Source organism: Chthoniobacterales bacterium (genome assembly GCA_018883245.1).
GTDB lineage: Bacteria > Verrucomicrobiota > Verrucomicrobiia > Chthoniobacterales > JACTMZ01 > JACTMZ01.
Window position 1 is genome coordinate 24,054 of sequence record VEQL01000013.1, and the last position, 16,763, is coordinate 40,816.

Annotated in this window: 17 protein-coding genes; 14 read left to right on the forward strand and 3 right to left on the reverse strand. The window is 61.8% G+C overall.

The window, feature by feature from the left end:
• Positions 1-11: 11 nt before the first annotated feature.
• The 11 genes from FGM15_06335 to FGM15_06385 all read left to right on the forward strand — a co-directional run bounded on the left by FGM15_06335 (position 12) and on the right by FGM15_06385 (position 11,170).
• Positions 12-392, forward strand: a complete 381-nt coding sequence (locus tag FGM15_06335; protein MBU3665481.1) for a DUF1232 domain-containing protein — start codon at positions 12-14, stop codon at positions 390-392.
• Positions 335-1,333 (forward strand): DUF533 domain-containing protein, encoded by a 999-nt coding sequence (locus tag FGM15_06340; GenBank protein ID MBU3665482.1) that lies wholly within the window; start codon positions 335-337, stop codon positions 1,331-1,333. Before FGM15_06335 ends, FGM15_06340 begins: the two co-directional genes overlap by 58 nt.
• A gap of 64 nt (positions 1,334-1,397) precedes the next feature.
• Positions 1,398-2,330, forward strand: coding sequence for a TerC family protein (locus FGM15_06345; protein MBU3665483.1), 933 nt, complete (start codon positions 1,398-1,400; stop codon positions 2,328-2,330).
• Between the two features lie 53 nt (positions 2,331-2,383).
• Positions 2,384-3,166 carry an ion transporter gene (locus FGM15_06350; GenBank protein ID MBU3665484.1) on the forward strand — a complete coding sequence of 261 codons (783 nt, stop codon included), beginning with the start codon at positions 2,384-2,386 and terminating at the stop codon, positions 3,164-3,166.
• A gap of 37 nt (positions 3,167-3,203) precedes the next feature.
• On the forward strand, positions 3,204-3,392 hold the full coding sequence (locus tag FGM15_06355; GenBank protein ID MBU3665485.1) for a hypothetical protein: 189 nt from the start codon (positions 3,204-3,206) through the stop codon (positions 3,390-3,392).
• Positions 3,393-3,410: 18 nt separating this feature from the next.
• Positions 3,411-5,303, forward strand: a complete 1,893-nt coding sequence (locus tag FGM15_06360; GenBank protein ID MBU3665486.1) for a TerC/Alx family metal homeostasis membrane protein — start codon at positions 3,411-3,413, stop codon at positions 5,301-5,303.
• Between the two features lie 58 nt (positions 5,304-5,361).
• The gene (locus tag FGM15_06365) at positions 5,362-6,381 is read left to right on the forward strand and encodes a TerC family protein (protein MBU3665487.1); all 1,020 of its coding nucleotides are present in this window, start codon (positions 5,362-5,364) and stop codon (positions 6,379-6,381) included.
• Positions 6,382-6,420: 39 nt separating this feature from the next.
• On the forward strand, positions 6,421-8,223 hold the full coding sequence (locus FGM15_06370) for an amino acid permease (GenBank protein MBU3665488.1): 1,803 nt from the start codon (positions 6,421-6,423) through the stop codon (positions 8,221-8,223).
• A 17-nt stretch (positions 8,224-8,240) separates the two neighbouring features.
• Positions 8,241-8,873 carry an exopolysaccharide biosynthesis protein gene (locus FGM15_06375; protein ID MBU3665489.1) on the forward strand — a complete coding sequence of 211 codons (633 nt, stop codon included), beginning with the start codon at positions 8,241-8,243 and terminating at the stop codon, positions 8,871-8,873.
• Positions 8,874-8,886: 13 nt separating this feature from the next.
• Entirely contained in the window at positions 8,887-9,849 is a 963-nt protein-coding gene (locus FGM15_06380) for a TerC/Alx family metal homeostasis membrane protein (protein ID MBU3665490.1), read from the forward strand.
• Positions 9,850-10,003: 154 nt separating this feature from the next.
• Positions 10,004-11,170 (forward strand): sodium ion-translocating decarboxylase subunit beta, encoded by a 1,167-nt coding sequence (locus FGM15_06385; GenBank protein ID MBU3665491.1) that lies wholly within the window; start codon positions 10,004-10,006, stop codon positions 11,168-11,170.
• Positions 11,171-11,199: 29 nt separating this feature from the next.
• Here the strand turns inward: FGM15_06385 and FGM15_06390 are convergent, their stop codons facing one another.
• Positions 11,200-12,834: a sodium:proline symporter gene (locus tag FGM15_06390; GenBank protein ID MBU3665492.1), complete on the reverse strand. Its 1,635-nt coding sequence runs from the start codon at positions 12,832-12,834 to the stop codon at positions 11,200-11,202.
• A 141-nt stretch (positions 12,835-12,975) separates the two neighbouring features.
• Here FGM15_06390 and FGM15_06395 point away from each other — a divergent pair, with 141 nt between their 5' ends.
• The 3 genes from FGM15_06395 to FGM15_06405 all read left to right on the forward strand — a co-directional run bounded on the left by FGM15_06395 (position 12,976) and on the right by FGM15_06405 (position 15,835).
• Positions 12,976-14,622 carry a putative manganese-dependent inorganic diphosphatase gene (locus FGM15_06395; GenBank protein ID MBU3665493.1) on the forward strand — a complete coding sequence of 549 codons (1,647 nt, stop codon included), beginning with the start codon at positions 12,976-12,978 and terminating at the stop codon, positions 14,620-14,622.
• A 158-nt stretch (positions 14,623-14,780) separates the two neighbouring features.
• The gene (gene rpsU, locus FGM15_06400; protein ID MBU3665494.1) at positions 14,781-14,978 is read left to right on the forward strand and encodes a 30S ribosomal protein S21; all 198 of its coding nucleotides are present in this window, start codon (positions 14,781-14,783) and stop codon (positions 14,976-14,978) included.
• The gene (locus tag FGM15_06405; GenBank protein ID MBU3665495.1) at positions 14,930-15,835 is read left to right on the forward strand and encodes an NAD-dependent epimerase/dehydratase family protein; all 906 of its coding nucleotides are present in this window, start codon (positions 14,930-14,932) and stop codon (positions 15,833-15,835) included. Before rpsU ends, FGM15_06405 begins: the two co-directional genes overlap by 49 nt.
• Here the strand turns inward: FGM15_06405 and FGM15_06410 are convergent.
• Positions 15,829-16,284 carry a hypothetical protein gene (locus FGM15_06410; protein MBU3665496.1) on the reverse strand — a complete coding sequence of 152 codons (456 nt, stop codon included), beginning with the start codon at positions 16,282-16,284 and terminating at the stop codon, positions 15,829-15,831. The two genes, FGM15_06405 and FGM15_06410, sit on opposite strands and share 7 nt — an antisense overlap.
• Positions 16,285-16,405: 121 nt before the next feature.
• Complete coding sequence (locus FGM15_06415) at positions 16,406-16,744, reverse strand: P-II family nitrogen regulator (GenBank protein ID MBU3665497.1); 339 nt, start codon at positions 16,742-16,744, stop codon at positions 16,406-16,408.
• Positions 16,745-16,763: the final 19 nt, after the last annotated feature.

Consider the following 16,763-nt stretch of genomic DNA (forward strand, 5'->3'; position numbering starts at 1 on the left):
ATTTAAAAACCATGAAAACTCCCGAACCCGCCGTCTCGACCGACGAATTCATCATCAAGCAAAGCCGTGACACCACAGCCGACGAACTGCGCGGTCTGCGACGCTTCGTCGGGGCGTTGGACCAAAAGAAAAAGGCTGCCGCCGCGGGCGGACACCCGGATTTGGCCGAGGGCGTCGCCACTCTCGGTGCGCTGTTGGCCAGTCCGGAAGTCACCGACGCGACGGATCCGCTGCCGCCGCACCTCGCCGAGGCGGGCGCCGCGTTGCGCTATGTGCTGAAAGGGATCGACATAATCCCCGATTCCGTCCCGGGCCTCGGCCTGGCCGATGACGAATGGATCGTCACCCGCGTCATGCAACGGAATCCCGTGCTTCGCGTCCCGACATCGTGAATCCGTCGCCCGACCAAGCACAGCGCCAGGGCATGCTCGGCATCTGCCTGATGGCAGCCTTTGCCGACGGCAACCACGGGGATGAGGAGCGCGACCAGATGCAGCGCATGGCCGCCCTGCTCGGCGGCGACGACAAGGAAAACTCGGCCATACTGCAGGACGTGCTGTTCAAGCGCGTCACCCTCGACACATTGTGCGCGCCCCTGGCCGGACAACCCGCCGCCGCGCAAGCCTACGAAATGGGGGCAGTCGTCTGCGGGGTCGACAAAAATCTGGCACCGGAAGAGCGGACGTTTCTCGCGGAGTTGCGCGAAAAACTAGGACTGGCCGGCGACGCGATCCTCGTCACCGAGGAAATCATGAATCCAGCCCCGGCCGCGCTCGCCAAGGAAAACACGCTGACGGACCAAACATCTCCGGCCGACACCGAGCGCATGATCCTCAACTATGCCATCCTCAACGGCGCGCTCGAATTGTTGCCGCAGAGCCTGGCCACCATGGCCGTGATTCCGATGCAAATGAAGATGGTTTACCGCATCGGCCGCGCGCACGGCGTCGAACTCGATGCCGCACGCATCAAAGAACTTGCCGCGGCGGCGGGACTCGGCCTCACCTCGCAGGTGCTGGAAGGTTATGCGCGGCGTCTGCTCAAGGGCCTGCTCGGCAAGAAAAGCATGGCCGGCAAAGTGACGGGCCAAGCTGCGAGTTCAGCGTTCGCGTTCGCTTCGACCTATGCGCTCGGTCATGTGGCGCAGGCTTATTACGGGAGCGGACGGAAAATGACAAAGGAGCAAATGAAGACGTTGTTCGATTCGGTCTCCGACCGCGCGCGCGGCCTGTATGAGACTTATCTTCCCCAAATCCAAGACAAGGCCAAGGGTCTGGACTTGCCCGGAGTTCTCGCGGCGATAAAGTCCCCCACCTCGCCAGCGAACGTCTGAGGACCGGCCATCGCTTCCGGGCGGCATCCGCCACCCGTTCCGCAAAACCGCACCTGATAAATCCATGAATGAAATACCCTTGATGTGGTGGGTGGCCTTCAACGCCTTCGTCATCGCCATGTTGGCCCTCGACCTCGGAGTTTTCCACCGCAAAGCCCACGTCGTCGCCATTAAAGAGGCCCTCGGTTGGTCGGCCGTCTGGATCGCAATGGCACTGGCCTTCAACGTCTGGGTTTACTTCCAGCTCGGCCCGCAGAAAGGCACCGAATTCCTCACCGGGTATCTCATCGAGAAATCGCTTTCCGTCGACAACGTCTTCGTCTTCGCGGTGCTCTTCACCTACTTCGGCATCCCGCCGCAGTATCAGCACCGCGTCCTCTTCTGGGGGATTTTCGGCGCGCTCATCATGCGCGCGGCCATGATCTTCGCCGGCGCGGCGCTGATCAGCAATTTCAGCTGGATCATCTATGTCTTCGCCGCGTTGCTGATTTTCACCGGCATCAAGATGGCCCTGGGCGACCACGAGGCCATCGATCCGGAGAAGAACATCGCCCTGCGCTTGCTGCGGCGATTCATGCCGGTGACCAAGGAGTTCCACGGACAGAAATTTTTCGTCCGCCAGAACGGCGTGCGCGCCGCCACACCGCTCTTCGCGGTGCTGCTTTGCATCGAGGTGACCGACGTCGTTTTCGCCGTCGATTCCATCCCGGCCATCTTCGCCATCACGCAGGACACGTTCATCGTCTACACGTCGAACGTCTTCGCCATCCTCGGGTTGCGCGCGCTTTACTTCGCGCTTTCCGGCCTGCTGCCCTACTTCCACTTCCTGAAATACGGCCTCGGCGTGATCCTTGTCTTCGTCGGTATCAAGATGTCTCTCGCCCACACCGCTTGGAAGATCGACACTTCGATTTCGCTCGGCGTCGTGGCCGGCATCCTCGCACTGTCGGTCATCGCCTCGGTGGTCCACAGGCGGATAACGGAAAAACAACCGTGAGCAAGGCGGACCTCGAGCGTTTGCGCGCCACCCCCGACGTGGCGCCGTGGCGGCTGCGCTGGGCGGAGTTCCTAGAAACGCCGCGCTTCGAGCACTTCATCGTCGCGGTCATCCTGGTCAATGCCGTCGTGCTCGGCCTCGAGACGAGCAAAGGCGCAGTGGCTTCGTTCGGGCCCTGGCTCGTGGCCATCGACAAGCTGTGTCTCGTTGTTTTCTGTCTCGAGATCGGCGCACGCTTGATGGCCTACCGCCGGGCGTTCTGGCGCAGCGGGTGGAATATCTTTGACTTCGCCGTTGTCGCGGTGGCCCTCGTGCCGGGCGCAGGTCCGTGGGCCGTGCTGCGCTCGCTGCGGGTGCTGCGGGTCATGCGCCTGCTCACCGTCATCCCGTCGCTGCGCAAAGTGGTGGCCGCGTTTTTGCACGCCATCCCCGGACTCGGCGGCGTCCTGCTGCTGATGTGCGTGTTCCTATACACCTCGGCCGTGCTGGCGGTGAATCTCTTCGGCGAAAAATTTCCGCAATGGTTCGGAACACTCGGCGGCAGTCTCTTTTCGCTGTTCCAAATCCTCACACTCGAGGGTTGGGCGGATATGGCGCGCGAAATCATGGCCGTCTATCCGTGGGCGCCGCTTTTTTTCATTCCGTTCATCATCGTCGCCACCTTCACCGTGCTGAACCTGTTCATCGGCATCATCGTCTCGACCATGCAGGAACTCGCGACCAAGCCCGAGGACGCCGGGGGCACCCAGGAATCTGCCACCGAAATCCTGCAGCGTCTTGAACCGGATCTGAAGAAGCTCCTGCAGCAACTGCCGCGGGGGCAGGCGCGGGATTGATTCCGCGCCCGCAGCCGGATAAGGACTTCCCCTTCCCATGAATTCATCCAGACCCGCGTGGCGGGTTGTCTGCATCCCCAGCTTGCGGGACCTGGGCTGTGGGGGGCAGCAGTTCGTCGATTGGGGCATGCCGCCCCTCAACTGTCAAATGGCCGGCATCGCCAACGGTCTCGTCAGACTCGAGGAAACCCACGGCAAGAACCTCCATTACCACGGGGTCATTTGATCCCGGGGGAAACGACGTATGGATACCAATCTCATGCTTTGGGGCGGATTTTTCCTCTTCGTGCTGCTGATGCTCGCCTTGGATTTCATTACCGCCCACCGCAAGCCCCATGTCATCGACACGCGTGAGGCTTTCATCCTCTACGGTTTCTGGACGGGATTGGCCCTGCTCTTCAACGCGGGAATTTTCCTCTTCCACGAGCGCGGCACCGATGCGGGCTTGGAATTTTTCACCGGCTTCCTCGTCGAAAAATCGCTGAGCATCGACAACGTTTTCGTTTTCGTTCTCATCTTCAATTACTTCCGGGTTCCGGCGGTCTTCCAGCACAAGATCCTCTTTTTGGGGATTTTCGGGGCGATCGTCCTGCGCGCCGCCTTCATCCTCGGCGGACTCGCGCTGCTCGAGCGCTTCCACTGGCTGATGTATGTGTTCGGCGCGCTCCTCGTGTTTACCGGCATCAGCATGATGCGGAACAAAGACACGGAGACCGACCCGGAGAAAAACTGGGTGATCCGCCTTTTCCGCAGCTGGTTTCCGGTGAGCAAGGAATACGACGAGGGACGATTTTTCACAAGGCGCTGGGGCGCCCTGGCCGCCACACCGCTCTTCGTCGCTCTGCTGGCCATCGAGTCTTCGGACATCGTCTTCGCCGTCGATTCCATCCCGGCCATTTTCGCCATCAGCCGCGACCCGTTCATTGTTTTCACCTCGAACATCTTCGCCATGCTGGGCTTGCGATCGCTCTATTTCGCCGTTTCCGGCGTGATGCGCATGTTCCACGCCCTGCATTACGGCTTCGCGTCGATCATCCTGATCCTCGGCGTGAAGATGCTGGTCAGCGACTACTACGAAGTCCCGGTGGCAGCGTCGCTCATCCTCATCCTCGTCATACTGCTCGTCTGCATCATCGTTTCGCTGCTACTGCCCCGCGAAGAAGAGCTCAAGATGCACTTCGAACGTCCCGAGAAACTCGGCCTCATGCCGTTCCGGCGCCTGCTGCTCATCGAGAACGTGGTCGACATGGCCGAGATCACAGTGCGCGATTCGATGCGGCGATGCAGCGGGGTCAGACACCTGCGCCTGGACTGGCCGTGGTCCTACAACCTCGCCGCGATCCACGAGTCCCGCTACTCACGCTACCCCCTGCTGGCAAAAGAACACAGCAAACCACTGGGGGTTATTCTGCTCAAAGATCTCGCCCTGCGCCATGGCTGGCCGGAGCTGCGCTCCTCCGAACTGCGCGAGTTCGTGCGCCCGGCGCTGGAATTGCCCGAGGACATGCCACTCGATGACGCACTGTCCAAATTCCAGCGCGGCAACCAGCACATGGCTTTTGTCACCGGCGCCGACGGCGCGTGGACCGGCATCATCACGCTCGAGGACGTCCTCGAGGAATTGGTGGGAAAGATCAGCGACGAGTCCGACACCGACCGCACCGGAAAAACCATTTCGCTGGCCGACGCCGTCACACCGGGGCGCATCGTGCTCGATGTCCAGGCGCCCAACCTCGAAGAAGCGATCGAGAAGATCGTGACGGCTGTGCCGCTCGACCAACTCCCGGCCGACGGGCGCAAAATCATCACCCAGGTTTTGCAGCGCGAAGCGGCCATGACCACCTACCTCGGGCACGGCTTGGCCATCCCGCACTGCCGGTTGGACTCCATCGATGCGCCGGTCCTGATCTTCGCCCGCTCCGAGGAGGGCATTCCCGTTCCCGGAAGCAACGAACGCATCCACATGGTCTTCCTCCTCATCACCCCGCAAAGCGTCGCCCGCATCCAGCCGCGTTTCCTCGCCGACATTGTCGGCCTCGTGGACAGCGAATACGTCACCGACCGCCTCAAACAGGCCTCCGACCCGGAGGAAGTCATCGAAGCCATCCGCGACGGACTCCAAGTGGTGCTCGACTGAGGCCGGCCTGCACCGTGACTGTCGTTGACAGCATGGGCAGGTCTGATATGCCCACTGCATGTTGTTTCCTTTCGCGGAATACTGGTGGTTCTATGTGGCCTTCACGGCATTCGTGTTGGTTGTGCTCGCTCTGGATCTGGGCGTTTTTCACCGCGAGGCGCATGAAGTCGGGTTTCGCGAGGCGTTGGCTTGGAGCATCGTCTGGGTGGTGCTGGCCCTCCTCTTCGGGTGGGGCTTTTACAGCTACGCGGCGTGGAAATTCCCGCAGGACCCGCGACTGCTGGCGCTGCCGGGATTCGATCCATCCGCCGCCGCGTGGCAAAGCGGCCTGGAATATCTGACCGGCTACATCATCGAAAAGTCCCTCGCGGTGGACAACATCTTCGTCTTTGTCGTCGTCTTCACCTTTTTCGCCATCCCGGCCAAATACCAGCACCGCGTCCTCTTCTTCGGCATCATCGGCGCGCTTTTCTTCCGCATTGTGTTCATCGCGTTGGGCTCCGTGCTCATGCAATACAAGTGGATCGTCATCACGTTCGGGATTTTCCTGATCGCCACGGGTTTCAAGATCCTCTTCGCCCCGGAAAAACCGATCGACCCGACGAAAAATCCGCTCATCCGCCTGCTGAAAAAATTTCTCCCTGTCACCCCGCATCTCGAGGGCCAGAAATTTTTCATCCGCAAGGAGGGCATGCTCCACGCCACCCCGCTTTTCATCGCGCTGGTCTTCATCGAGCTGTCCGACATCATTTTCGCCGTCGATTCGGTGCCGGCCATCTTCGCCGTGACCAAGGAACCGCTCATCGTCTTCACCTCGAACGTTTTCGCCATCCTCGGGCTGCGTGCCATGTATTTCCTCCTCGCCGGCGTCGTGGACAAATTCCGCTTCCTCAAATACGGACTGGGCGTCGTGCTGATTTTCGTCGGCCTGAAAATGGCCTGGCTGAACAACCTCTTCGGCGGCAAATTCCCCATCACGTGGTCGCTGGGCTTCATTGTCACGGTGATCAGTCTTTCGGTCGCCGCTTCTTGGTTGATTCCGCAACAAACAACGCGGCACACGCCGCCGCAATCGTGAGCCGCGCCGCCGTGCGATCCGGAGCCGCCTGAGTATTCCGTGGAAATTCATCGTCCCCGCACCCTCGGCTGGCGCCGCGCCGCCTGTCTCCTTTACGGCGACTGGGGCACGAGCAAGGCCTACGTTATCGGGCTGGCCTTTGCCGTCATGGGCTTCGCTTCGTTGCCCATCGTGCTGGCCGTATGCGCGCTCAGTCTGATCGTCGGGCTCAATTACATCATCATTTGCCGGTGCTTTCCCGCGGGCGGAGGCGTGTATTCGGCCGCGCGGCCGCATGGCCGGCTCCTGGCGGTGGTCGGGGCGCTGATGCTGATCGCCGACTTCACCGTGACAGCAGCCCTGAGCACGTGGGCAGCCCTGAGCTATCTCAATGTCCCCGCGGAGTGGATCCCTGCCGCCGCAATCGCCGTCATCATCCTGTTCGGCGCACTCAATTACTATGGACCGCACCACAGCGGGACCCTGGCGGTGGTCTTGGCCATACCCGTCGTCTCATCCGTGGTGGGCATCATCGCGCTTTCCATACCACATCTCAGCTTCCGCGGTCTCGAACTCCCCCACGCGAGCTTCTACCCGAACTGGGTGGCGTTCACGGGGGTCATTCTGGCGCTGAGCGGTGTCGAGGCCATCGCCACGTTGACCGGCGTGCTCAAGGCGGACAAAGGCTCGCCCCCGGACAGTCCGCGCGTGGTCAAGAACGCCACCAAAGCCATCGTCCCGGTCGCGCTTGAAGTGAGCGTCGGCACCGCCCTGCTGGCCTGGGCCGTGCTGTCGCTACCGCACGAACTCAAGGACCAGATGCTCGAGCGCCGCGACGACATCCTGCGGTTTGCCGCGGAGCATTACGCCACGGCGGCATTCGGGCCGGCCGGCGGGAAAATTTTCGGTCTTTTTGTCGGGATCGCCTTCGCCCTGCTCCTGCTCAGCGCGGTGAACACCGTGGTCGCGGCACTCATCGGCCTCATGTTCCGCATGAGCGGTGACAACGAGATGCCCCGGAGTTTCACGAGGCTCAATCGCCACGGTGTCCCCACCATCCCGCTTGCCGTGTCGGTCGTGCTGCCCGTGCTCGTGCTCCTGATCGCACCTGGACTCGAGGCGCTGGCCGGCCTCTATGCCATCGGCGTGGTCGGGGCCATCGCGGTCGATCTCGGCTCGACCGCCTTCAACCGTGCGCTCCCCATCGGCTGGCCGTCGCGCATCGTCATGGGCGCGACTTTCGCGCTGCTCTGCTGTGTCTGGCTCACCCTCGCCCACACCAAGCCCGATGCCCTGTTCTTCGTCACCTGTGTGATGATCCTCGGTCTCGCTTTGCGCGCGTGGAGCCAGAAGCACAAAGGCATCACGACTGTCACCGTGCCGCAGAAGGTGGCCGCCATGGTCGAATCGGTCGAGTTGGAGAAGCTCAAGCCCGGCTCGCTCGAAGGCGGAAAAATCCTGCTCTGCCTGCGCGGCGTCACGCCGGTGCTGAAATTCGCGGTCGAGACGGCAAAGCTGCGCGGCGCCGCGCTCTACATCCTCTACGTGCGCGAGGTCGCCGTGGCATTCGGCGCTTCCGCCGAGGGCGCCAAGGCGCGTTGGCAGGACGATCCCGAAGCGGCGCTCATCATGAAAACGGCGCGCACCGTGGGCGAAGAAGCCGGGGTGAACGTCGTTCCCGTTTACGCCGTGGCCGAGAGCGCCGGCGCGGCGATCGTTGATGTCGCGGCCACCTTGGGCGTCGACGAACTGTTCCTCGGCGCCTCCGGGCACTCCGCCCTCGCCCACCTCCTGCACGGCAGCGTGGTGCAGCAGGTTGTGAAGAACCTGCCGGACGAGATCGGGCTTGTCATAAGGGGCTGAACCCATCGCGCCGCGGAATGACAACGGACACGCCACATCCCGCGCCCAAGAGACTTTCCGCCGAGCTGCTCGCGTTGGCGGAGGCCGAGGAGCACCATGATCTGACGCTCGGAGCCCTGATGGAACGTCTCGAGGGCCGGGTTTACACGCTTTTCCTGTTGCTGCTCTCGCTGCCGATGTGCCAACCGATCCCGCTGCCCGGGTTGTCCACGCCGTTCGGGGTTGCCATCGCGCTGCTCGGCTTGCGCTTCGCCTTCCGGCAGCACCCTTGGCTGCCCAAGCGCTTCCTTTCGATCAAACTCACCTCGAAATTTTTCCCCGCCGCGCTGCGCGGCGGCGCAAAAGTTCTGGGAACGATCGAGAGACTGCTGCATCCGCGGATGACCTCCCTGTTCGACTACCGGGCCACGCAATTTTTCGCCGGCATGGTGATCTGCTTTTGCGGCTTCCTGCTGCTTTTGCCGCTGCCGGTTCCCGGCACCAACACCCTGCCGGCGCTCACCGTCATCTTCACCGCCGCCGCTTTCTCGGAGCGCGACGGCTACTTTCTGGTTGCGGCAGGCATTGCGTTCGTCGCGACCCTGCTCTTCTTCGGCGCGCTCGCCTGGGGCGGCGTGGAGGCCGTGTCCTGGCTGGGTCATTCCGTCTGAGACGTATTTTGCCATGGTTGATCCCGTCACCCTTCTCTGGCTGATCTTCGCCGTTGTGGTGGTCGGGGTCTGCACCTTGGATCTGTTTGTCATAACGCACAGCCATTCGCCGGTCGGCGTGGCCAATGCGCTGCGGTGGACGGGCATCTGGGTTGCCCTCGCGATGGGCTTCGGATTCGCGATTTATCTTCTGCATCCCAACGGAGGCACGCTTTCCACGCTGTTTATCGCCGGCTACCTCACCGAATACTCTCTTTCGGTGGACAACCTTTTCGTGTTTATCCTCATTTTTTCCCTGATGGCGGTTCCGGCGGCGGCACAACCGAAGCTCATCAAGGTCGGCATTTACCTGTCCATTCTCCTGCGCATCCTTTTCATCGTCTTCGGTCTGGCGCTGATCGAGAAATTCCACTGGCTGCTCTACATCTTCGGCGCATTGCTGGTCTGGACGGCCTGGAAAATGCTCGTCGCCGACAAGGATGAGCAGGTCAACCCGGAGGGCAACATCCTCTACAAGCTTGCCTCGAAACTGCTGCCCATGCGCCACGTTCCGGACGACAGCCGGCGACTGGTGATCAAAGCCGACGGACGCTGGTTCATCACCCCGCTCTTCCTCGTCTTTCTCGTCATCGGCAGCACGGACATCCTTTTTGCCGTCGATTCGATCCCGGCCATCATGGGTATCAGCCAGGACCCGTTCGTCGTCATCACCTCGAACATCTTCGCCGTGCTGGGCCTCAACTCACTTTTCTTCGCGCTCCGCGGGGTGATGGGAATGTTCAAGTTTCTCCAGCACGGCGTGAGCTTCATCCTGTTCTTCATAGGCGCGAAAATGATCGCCAGCGCTTGGCCGCCGGCGGAGCATTGGTTCAAGCACAACACCTTCTTCTCGCTCATGTTCATCGTGACCGTCCTTGCGCTTTCGATCGTGCTTTCGGTCTGGCACACGCGCACCAACGGGGAGGCCAAGCCGTGAGCGACACCATGCTTTTCGGCCTCACCATGCTCGTGGTCGGCATGGGCGGCACGCTGCTCACCCTCGGCGTGATGGCCGGAATTCTGCGCCTTCTCACTCTGGTATTCCCGGTGAAAGAGGAACCGGATCGACCCGGGCAACCGCAACCGCGGCCATGATCGAAGGCGTCATCGGAGGCTTCTCCGCCCTCGGCGAGGGCTTCCGCCATTTGCTGGCGAACGGCGAAAGCAATCTCGTCATGATCGCCGTGGCGCTTGTGATGTTCTGGCTCGCGATACGCAAGGGCGTGGAGCCTTTGCTCCTTTTGCCCATCGCCTTCGGGTGCCTGCTCGTCAACCTTCCCCTCAGCGAAGTGATGGACGCGGGCGGCGTGCTCAAGACGATCTACGACTTCGGCATCGCCAACGAACTGTTCCCGCTGCTGATTTTCGTCGGAATCGGATCGATGACCGACTTTTCGCCCTTGCTGTCGAGCCCGCGCCTTCTGCTATTCGGTGCAGCGGGGCAAATCGGGATTTTCCTCACTCTCCTCCTTGCGCTGGGGCTCGGATTCTCCAAAGCGGAAGCGGTTTCCGTCGCGGCGATCGGAGCCTGCGACGGACCGACGGTGATCTACGTCTCCAACCTTTTTGCGGAGAAAGGCCAGATCCCCACGGCGATGGTCGGCGCCCTCGCCGTGGCGGCCTATTCTTACATGGCCTTGGTCCCGATCATCCAGCCGCCGATCATGCGCTTGCTCACCACGCGCCGCGAGCGCGAGATCAAGATGGCAAGCCCGAAAGGCCAAGTCTCCCGGGCCGCTCTCATCGCGTTCCCCATCGTTGTTGTTGTTCTCACGGGCATCGTCGCCCCCAAGGGCCTTCCACTCATGGGAATGATCATGCTGGGAAATTTCATGAAGGTGAGCGGCGTCGTGACGCGACTCACCGGCGCGGCGGAAAACGAAATCACCAACGTTGCCACGCTTTTCCTCGGCCTGGCCATCGGAGGAACCATGGCCGGACCGCAATTTCTCACCAAGGAAACGCTCATGGTTTTCGCCCTCGGTTTCGTCGCGATCGTGATGGACACCATCGGCGGGATCGGGCTGGGCAAACTCTGGTGCTGGCTGTCCGGAGGCAAGGTCAATCCGCTGGTCGGGGCGGCGGGCATCTCCGCCTACCCGATGGCCGCGCGCCTTGTGCAGACCGAAGGCCAGCGCTGGAACAAACACAACTTTCTCCTCATGCACGCCATGGCCGCCAACACCGGCGGCCAGGTCGGCTCGGTGATGGCAGCTGCCATCATGCTTTCGGTCCTGAAGGGATTGGGGATTCTCTGAAGGTCTCGGTATCCTGCCGAACCGGAATTTCAGGCTTGGGGGCCGTCCAGATCAATGCGCTCGCCGCTTCGGAACAATGCGGCGATGGCAACCGTGAAAATCGTGCCGATCAGCACGTAGTAAGGCCACGCAACCGCCGGCCACCATGCGGGGAGAAAGGCGCCGAAGGACCATTCCTGCGGGATGAGTTCCCCGCGCAGCAAAGCGCCGAGATCCACCGCAGGCACCTTCACCCGACCGAGCACAAGCACCGCGGCGATCCCCGCGAGCATCGCCACCACGTTGGCGCGGTCGCAACCGCGCGTGCGGGTCAGCATTCCGAGGAGGAACACGCCGAGCAGACTGCCGTAGCTGTAGCCGAGGATGCCGAGGGCCAGGGGAATGATCGTGATGTTTGTCTGCAAAACCGCGTAGGCGGCCGCCGTGGCAACACCGACCATCAGCGCGCCGAACACCGCCGTGGAAATGCGCGCCACCGCCACGGAACGGCGGTCGGATGCCCCGGCCCCGCCAAGGTAAGGCACATAAAAATCTTTCACGAACGAGGTGGCCAACGCGTTGAGCGCAGCCGAAGTCGAACCCATCATGGTGGCAAACACGCCGGCGACAATGAGACCGCGCACCACCACCGGCATTTCGTTGACGATGTAATAGGCAAACACCTCGTTGTGCTGCGCGGGCAATGACGGGTCGGGAGAGATCTCGTAATGCACCGCCAACAGCAGGCCGATGGCGAGAAAACCGAGCACGATAGGGATGTCGGCGAAACCGCTGACGATGAGGGACCGCTTGGCCTTGGCCGTGTTCTCCGCCGTAAGCAAACGCTGCACCATGTCCTGGTCCGTGCCGTGCGTCGCCATGGTGAATACGGTCGAACCGATGATCGCGGCGAAAATCGTGTAAGGCGTCTCGAGCATGCCTTTGAGCGCATCGAGGAAAGGCTTCGAGGAATCCCATCCCGTCTGGAACATCCCCGCCCCGGGATTGGCAGCGAGGCTCTGCGACACCGTCTGCCATCCGCCGGGAATCGAAAAGAAGATCGCGCCGATGGCGAAAAAGATCGCGCCGATCATCAGGCAGGCTTGGATGAGGTCCGTCCACACCACCGCTTTGATGCCACCCACCGCGGTGTAAAGCGTCGTCACCAACGTGGTGAAAAGAATCCCCCAGAAATATGTCGCCAGCGTCACGGGCGCGCCGGGAAAAAGATACCTCCATATGACCACGATGATGACACCGCCGAGGTAGAGCCTCACGCCGATGCCGAGCACGCGGGTGACGAGGAAGATCCCGCTGGCCATGTTGCGGGTGGAGGCCCCGAAACGGCGGTCGAGGAACTCGTAAATGCTCTGGACGTTGTTGCGGTAGTAGGGACCGATGAAAATGTAGGCAATGATGAAGCGGGCGATCACCGTGCCGATGGCCAGCTGCGCGTAGGCGAAGCTGCGCGTCTTGAATCCCTCGGCCGGCGCGCCGAGGAACGTCGCCGCACTCGTCTCCGCCGCGATGATCGAAGCCAACACCGCCCACCACGGGATGCGGTGTCCGCCGAGAGTGAACTCCTGAAGGCTGTTGCTGCCGCGCCCCGCGCGCAGGCCGATGCCGACGATCACCGCAAAATAAACAGCGACCACGATGGCGTCGATGATGAGGGCGGTCTGCATGGGGCGGGATTCCGGTTCTCGCACGGAAGCCGGCAGGGACTTCCGCGCAAGAGGCGTTTACGAACGGCGAGTGTCTGTTAGACTGGCGCGCTTGCGCGAGCAGAAATGCAGTCAGAGCGCCCAACCCGCCGCCAATAGAATATGGACACCATTGTCATCGGACACCGCAACCCCGACATGGACTCGGTGTGCTCGGCGATCGCTTACGCTTCGCTCAAGACGCGTCTCGGCAGCGCCGGGGTCCGTGCCGCGCGTGCGGGCGCCCTGAACGAGCGCATCACTTTCGTCCTGGAAAAATTCGGTGTCCCGCAGCCCGACTTTGTTCCCGACGTCACGCCGCGGGTGCGCGACGTGATGATCGCCGAATATGTGGCCGCGCATCCCGACCGCCCGGTGGCCGAATCCCTGGAGAAGATGTCTTCGTTGCGCCTGCGCGCGCTGCCGGTGGTCGATGACGAAAGGCGCTTCCGCGGCGTGGTCAGCGAAAACAAACTTCTCGAGCGCGTCTTGCCCGCGCCGGAGTCCGCTTCGCAAGCCCGCAAGGTCACGGCCTCGCTGGCCAACATCGCCAAAACTTTCGACGGCGTCCCGCAGACCGGCGCACTGCCGGAGAACGAGGAAGAATACGCCCTCATCGTGGCGGCCATGAGCATCGGCACTTTCGTCGAGCGCATGGTGAACATGGACCGCCCGCGCACGGTGCTCTTCGTTGGTGATCGCGAAAACGTGCAACTCGAGGCGATCCGCGGCGGGGTCCGCGCCCTCGTGGTCACCGGCGGATGCGAAATCCCGGAGCCCTTGCTGGAGGAAGCGCGGCGCCGCGACTGCTGCATCATCTCTTCGCAACTGGACACGGCAACCAGCGTCATTCTCGCCCGCGGTGCGGTGGTGGCGCGCCATGTGATGGAGCCGGTGGCGGAAAAGTTCGACGCGGACATGGCCCTCTCGCTCGCCCGGCGCTCCGTGGCCCTCTCCAACAAATTCATTTTTCCCGTCATCGACGCGGAAGGGCGGCTGGAAGGCATCCTGTCCAAAAGCGACTTCCTCAAGTCCCCTGCCCGCCAGCTGGTCCTCGTCGATCACAATGAACTCTCCCAAGCGGTGCCCGGGGCGAGCGAGGTGCCGATCGTCGAAATCCTCGACCACCACCGTCTGGGCAACATGCCTACCGAAGCGCCGATCCTTTTCATCAACCAGCCGGTCGGATCGACCTGCACGCTGGTGGCCGATCTGCACCGCCGCAACGGCATCGACCCCGAGCGCGCCGTTGCCGGACTGCTCATGGCCGGGATCATTGCCGACACCCTCAACGGGACTTCGCCCACCGCGACCGACCTCGACCGTCGCTACCTGCGGGAACTTTCGGAATTCGCCGGGATCCCGGCTTCGGAGCTGGCCGGGCAAATTTTCTCCGTCGGCTCACCGCTGCAAACACTCACGCCGGAACAGGTTGTCACCGCCGATTGCAAGGAATACGAGGAGCGCGGCGTGCGCTTCAGCGTTTCGCAGATCGAGGAGGTGACCTTCCTGCACTTCGAACAGCGGCGCGAGCAACTGCAGTCCGCCCTGCGCGAAAGGATGGCTGAACGCAGACTGCTTTTTGCCGCGCTGCTCGTCACGGACATCAACAAGCAGAATTCTTATCTTCTGGTGGAGGGGGACGCGGACTACTTGCGCACCATCCACTATCCGGAACAGTCGGACCGTGTCTGGTTTCTCGAGGGAGTCGTCTCGCGCAAAAAACAGCTCCTGCCCTTCCTCACGGAATGCCTGGCCGCCGTGCGGTAGCCGGAGGTTGATTTGGGCCTGGGGAGGGGATTTTTGGAGGCAAAAATAGTCATAAGTTGTTTTCCTCCAACAAATAAAAGAATTATTTGACGTCCTTCCAAGCTCACCCCTACGCTTTTCGGGTATCCGAGCATGCATAGAAAGGATGTGAGCAAATAATGCCCGAAGTTATCGTTCGAAAAGGAGAACCCATCGACCGCGCCATCAAACGCTTGAAAGCGAAGTTGGACTCCGAGGGGATCATGGAAGAAGTGCGTCGTCTGCGCGCTTTTGAGACCCCCACGCAAAAGTCCCGCCGCAAAGCGAAATCCAACGCCAAGCGCGCCAAGATGAAGTTCCGCTTCAGCCTTTCCTAAAGCCACTTCTGTTGAATCAACATCCGCGCATCTTTATCGCAGGTTGCGGTTATACCGGCGAAAGATGCGCGGAATTTTTTTGCCGTGAAGGAGCCGCCGTCACCGCCCTCGTCTCCTCCCCCGGGTCCCGGCAGAGATTGTCGGGAAAACCTTACGAGATCCTGGTGGCCGATGCCGCCGACCCCGCGATGCTCGAAGCAGCGCTTTCGCGCTGCGGACAACCGGACATTCTCATCCATTGCCTGAGCGGCAAAGCCGGACGCGATGCCGCGGCCTACCGCGTCACTTACGTCGCGACTCTGCGAAACCTGCTGGCATCGCTGCACCCCAAATTCTGCGTCTTCACCGGCAGCACTTCGGTTTACACGCAAAACGACGGCTCGACGGTCACCGAGGAATCGGCATGCGGAGGCACACCGACGGCCGATGTCCTGCTTGAAGCGGAGCGGATCGCGCTTGCTGCCGGCGGCGCCGTGGTGCGGCTCGGCGGCATTTACGGTCCGGGCCGCACGCGCTTCATCGAATCGGCTTTGGAGCGCGGGACTTCCCCCTTCGGCAGCCCGGAGGCTTTCATCAATATGATCCACCGCGACGACGCCGCCCGCGCTCTCTGCCATGCGGGCCGGTCACGTCTCCACGGCATCTACAATGCCGTCGATGATCATCCCGCGCGCCGCGATGACTTGGCCGAGGACATTCGCACGGATCAACCCGTCCGGAACGCGCATCTTGCTCCGGCCACCGGAAAACGCGTCAGCAACGCAAAGCTCCGGTCATCCGGTTGGCACCCGCTTTACCCTTCGATCCTGGACGCGCTGCACAACGATCCGGACCTCGCGGCGTTACGAACTCAGTAGAGTCCGATAAAATCGCCGGTCCAAGCGGACGGCCACTCGAACCCGAAGGGCGCCGCGCCCATGTAATAGGGATCGCTGTAATAAGGATGACGCGGGATGTCCCCCTCGTCCTCCAGATAAATTCCCTTCGCCTTGCCGAGATAGTTGACCAGCACGTCGTCCGCCCCGGCATCGACCAGGCCGTTGATCTCCTTGTCCGAGTAATCGTAGGGCGTCTTCGTCGCTTTGAGGTAGGGCACGATCATCTTGCCCGGCACGCCCTTGCGCGCGAGATCCTTGATGTCGTCGTATCCGAGGACCCGGCCGTGACTGATGCGGGCGTAGGTGCCGGCATCGATCTTTTTCGCCTTGAGCACCTTGAGGTAGCCCGGCTGGTCCAATTGCGGCGCGTTCGTCGTGGCACAACCGCAGAGCGCGGCGACGGAAAGAACAAGGAAGAGTCTGCTCATGACGCCGTAGGGTGCACCGGATCGACCGCACGATAAAGCCGAAAGCGGCGGGGGTCCTCCTTCCCCCGCCGCTTCGTTTGCCGTGAATTGTCCGGTTTGCACCGGACACAATTCTGCCGGTTCAGACGGCTTTGTCCCCGGTTTCGTCAGTGCGGATGCGGACCGCTTCCTCCACCGTCGAGATGAAGACCTTGCCGTCGCCGATCTTCCCGGTCTTGGCCGCCTTGACGATCGCCGATGTGGCGCCCTCGACAAGGTTGTCGGAAACGACAACCTCGATCTTGATCTTGGGCAGGAAATCGACCGTGTATTCGCTGCCGCGGTAGATTTCCGTATGGCCCTTCTGGCGGCCGAATCCTTTGACCTCGCTGACCGTCATTCCCTCGATTCCGAGGTCGGACAAGGCGTCCTTCACTTCCTCGAGTTTGAACGGCTTGATGATTGCTTCGATTTTTTTCATTGGTGATTTCTCCTTTGGC

What these genes read in the sequence shown, in the direction of transcription:
- FGM15_06335 (MBU3665481.1), top strand. Translation starts at nt 12, where the DNA reads ATGAAAACTCCCGAACCCGCCGTCTCGACCGACGAATTCATCATCAAG.
- FGM15_06340 (MBU3665482.1), top strand. Translation starts at nt 335, where the DNA reads ATGGATCGTCACCCGCGTCATGCAACGGAATCCCGTGCTTCGCGTCCC.
- FGM15_06345 (MBU3665483.1), top strand. Translation starts at nt 1,398, where the DNA reads ATGAATGAAATACCCTTGATGTGGTGGGTGGCCTTCAACGCCTTCGTC.
- FGM15_06355 (MBU3665485.1), top strand. Translation starts at nt 3,204, where the DNA reads ATGAATTCATCCAGACCCGCGTGGCGGGTTGTCTGCATCCCCAGCTTG.
- FGM15_06360 (MBU3665486.1), top strand. Translation starts at nt 3,411, where the DNA reads ATGGATACCAATCTCATGCTTTGGGGCGGATTTTTCCTCTTCGTGCTG.
- FGM15_06365 (MBU3665487.1), top strand. Translation starts at nt 5,362, where the DNA reads ATGTTGTTTCCTTTCGCGGAATACTGGTGGTTCTATGTGGCCTTCACG.
- FGM15_06375 (MBU3665489.1), top strand. Translation starts at nt 8,241, where the DNA reads ATGACAACGGACACGCCACATCCCGCGCCCAAGAGACTTTCCGCCGAG.
- FGM15_06380 (MBU3665490.1), top strand. Translation starts at nt 8,887, where the DNA reads ATGGTTGATCCCGTCACCCTTCTCTGGCTGATCTTCGCCGTTGTGGTG.
- FGM15_06385 (MBU3665491.1), top strand. Translation starts at nt 10,004, where the DNA reads ATGATCGAAGGCGTCATCGGAGGCTTCTCCGCCCTCGGCGAGGGCTTC.
- FGM15_06390 (MBU3665492.1), bottom strand. Translation starts at nt 12,834, where the DNA reads ATGCAGACCGCCCTCATCATCGACGCCATCGTGGTCGCTGTTTATTTT.
- FGM15_06395 (MBU3665493.1), top strand. Translation starts at nt 12,976, where the DNA reads ATGGACACCATTGTCATCGGACACCGCAACCCCGACATGGACTCGGTG.
- rpsU (MBU3665494.1), top strand. Translation starts at nt 14,781, where the DNA reads ATGCCCGAAGTTATCGTTCGAAAAGGAGAACCCATCGACCGCGCCATC.
- FGM15_06410 (MBU3665496.1), bottom strand. Translation starts at nt 16,284, where the DNA reads ATGAGCAGACTCTTCCTTGTTCTTTCCGTCGCCGCGCTCTGCGGTTGT.
- FGM15_06415 (MBU3665497.1), bottom strand. Translation starts at nt 16,744, where the DNA reads ATGAAAAAAATCGAAGCAATCATCAAGCCGTTCAAACTCGAGGAAGTG.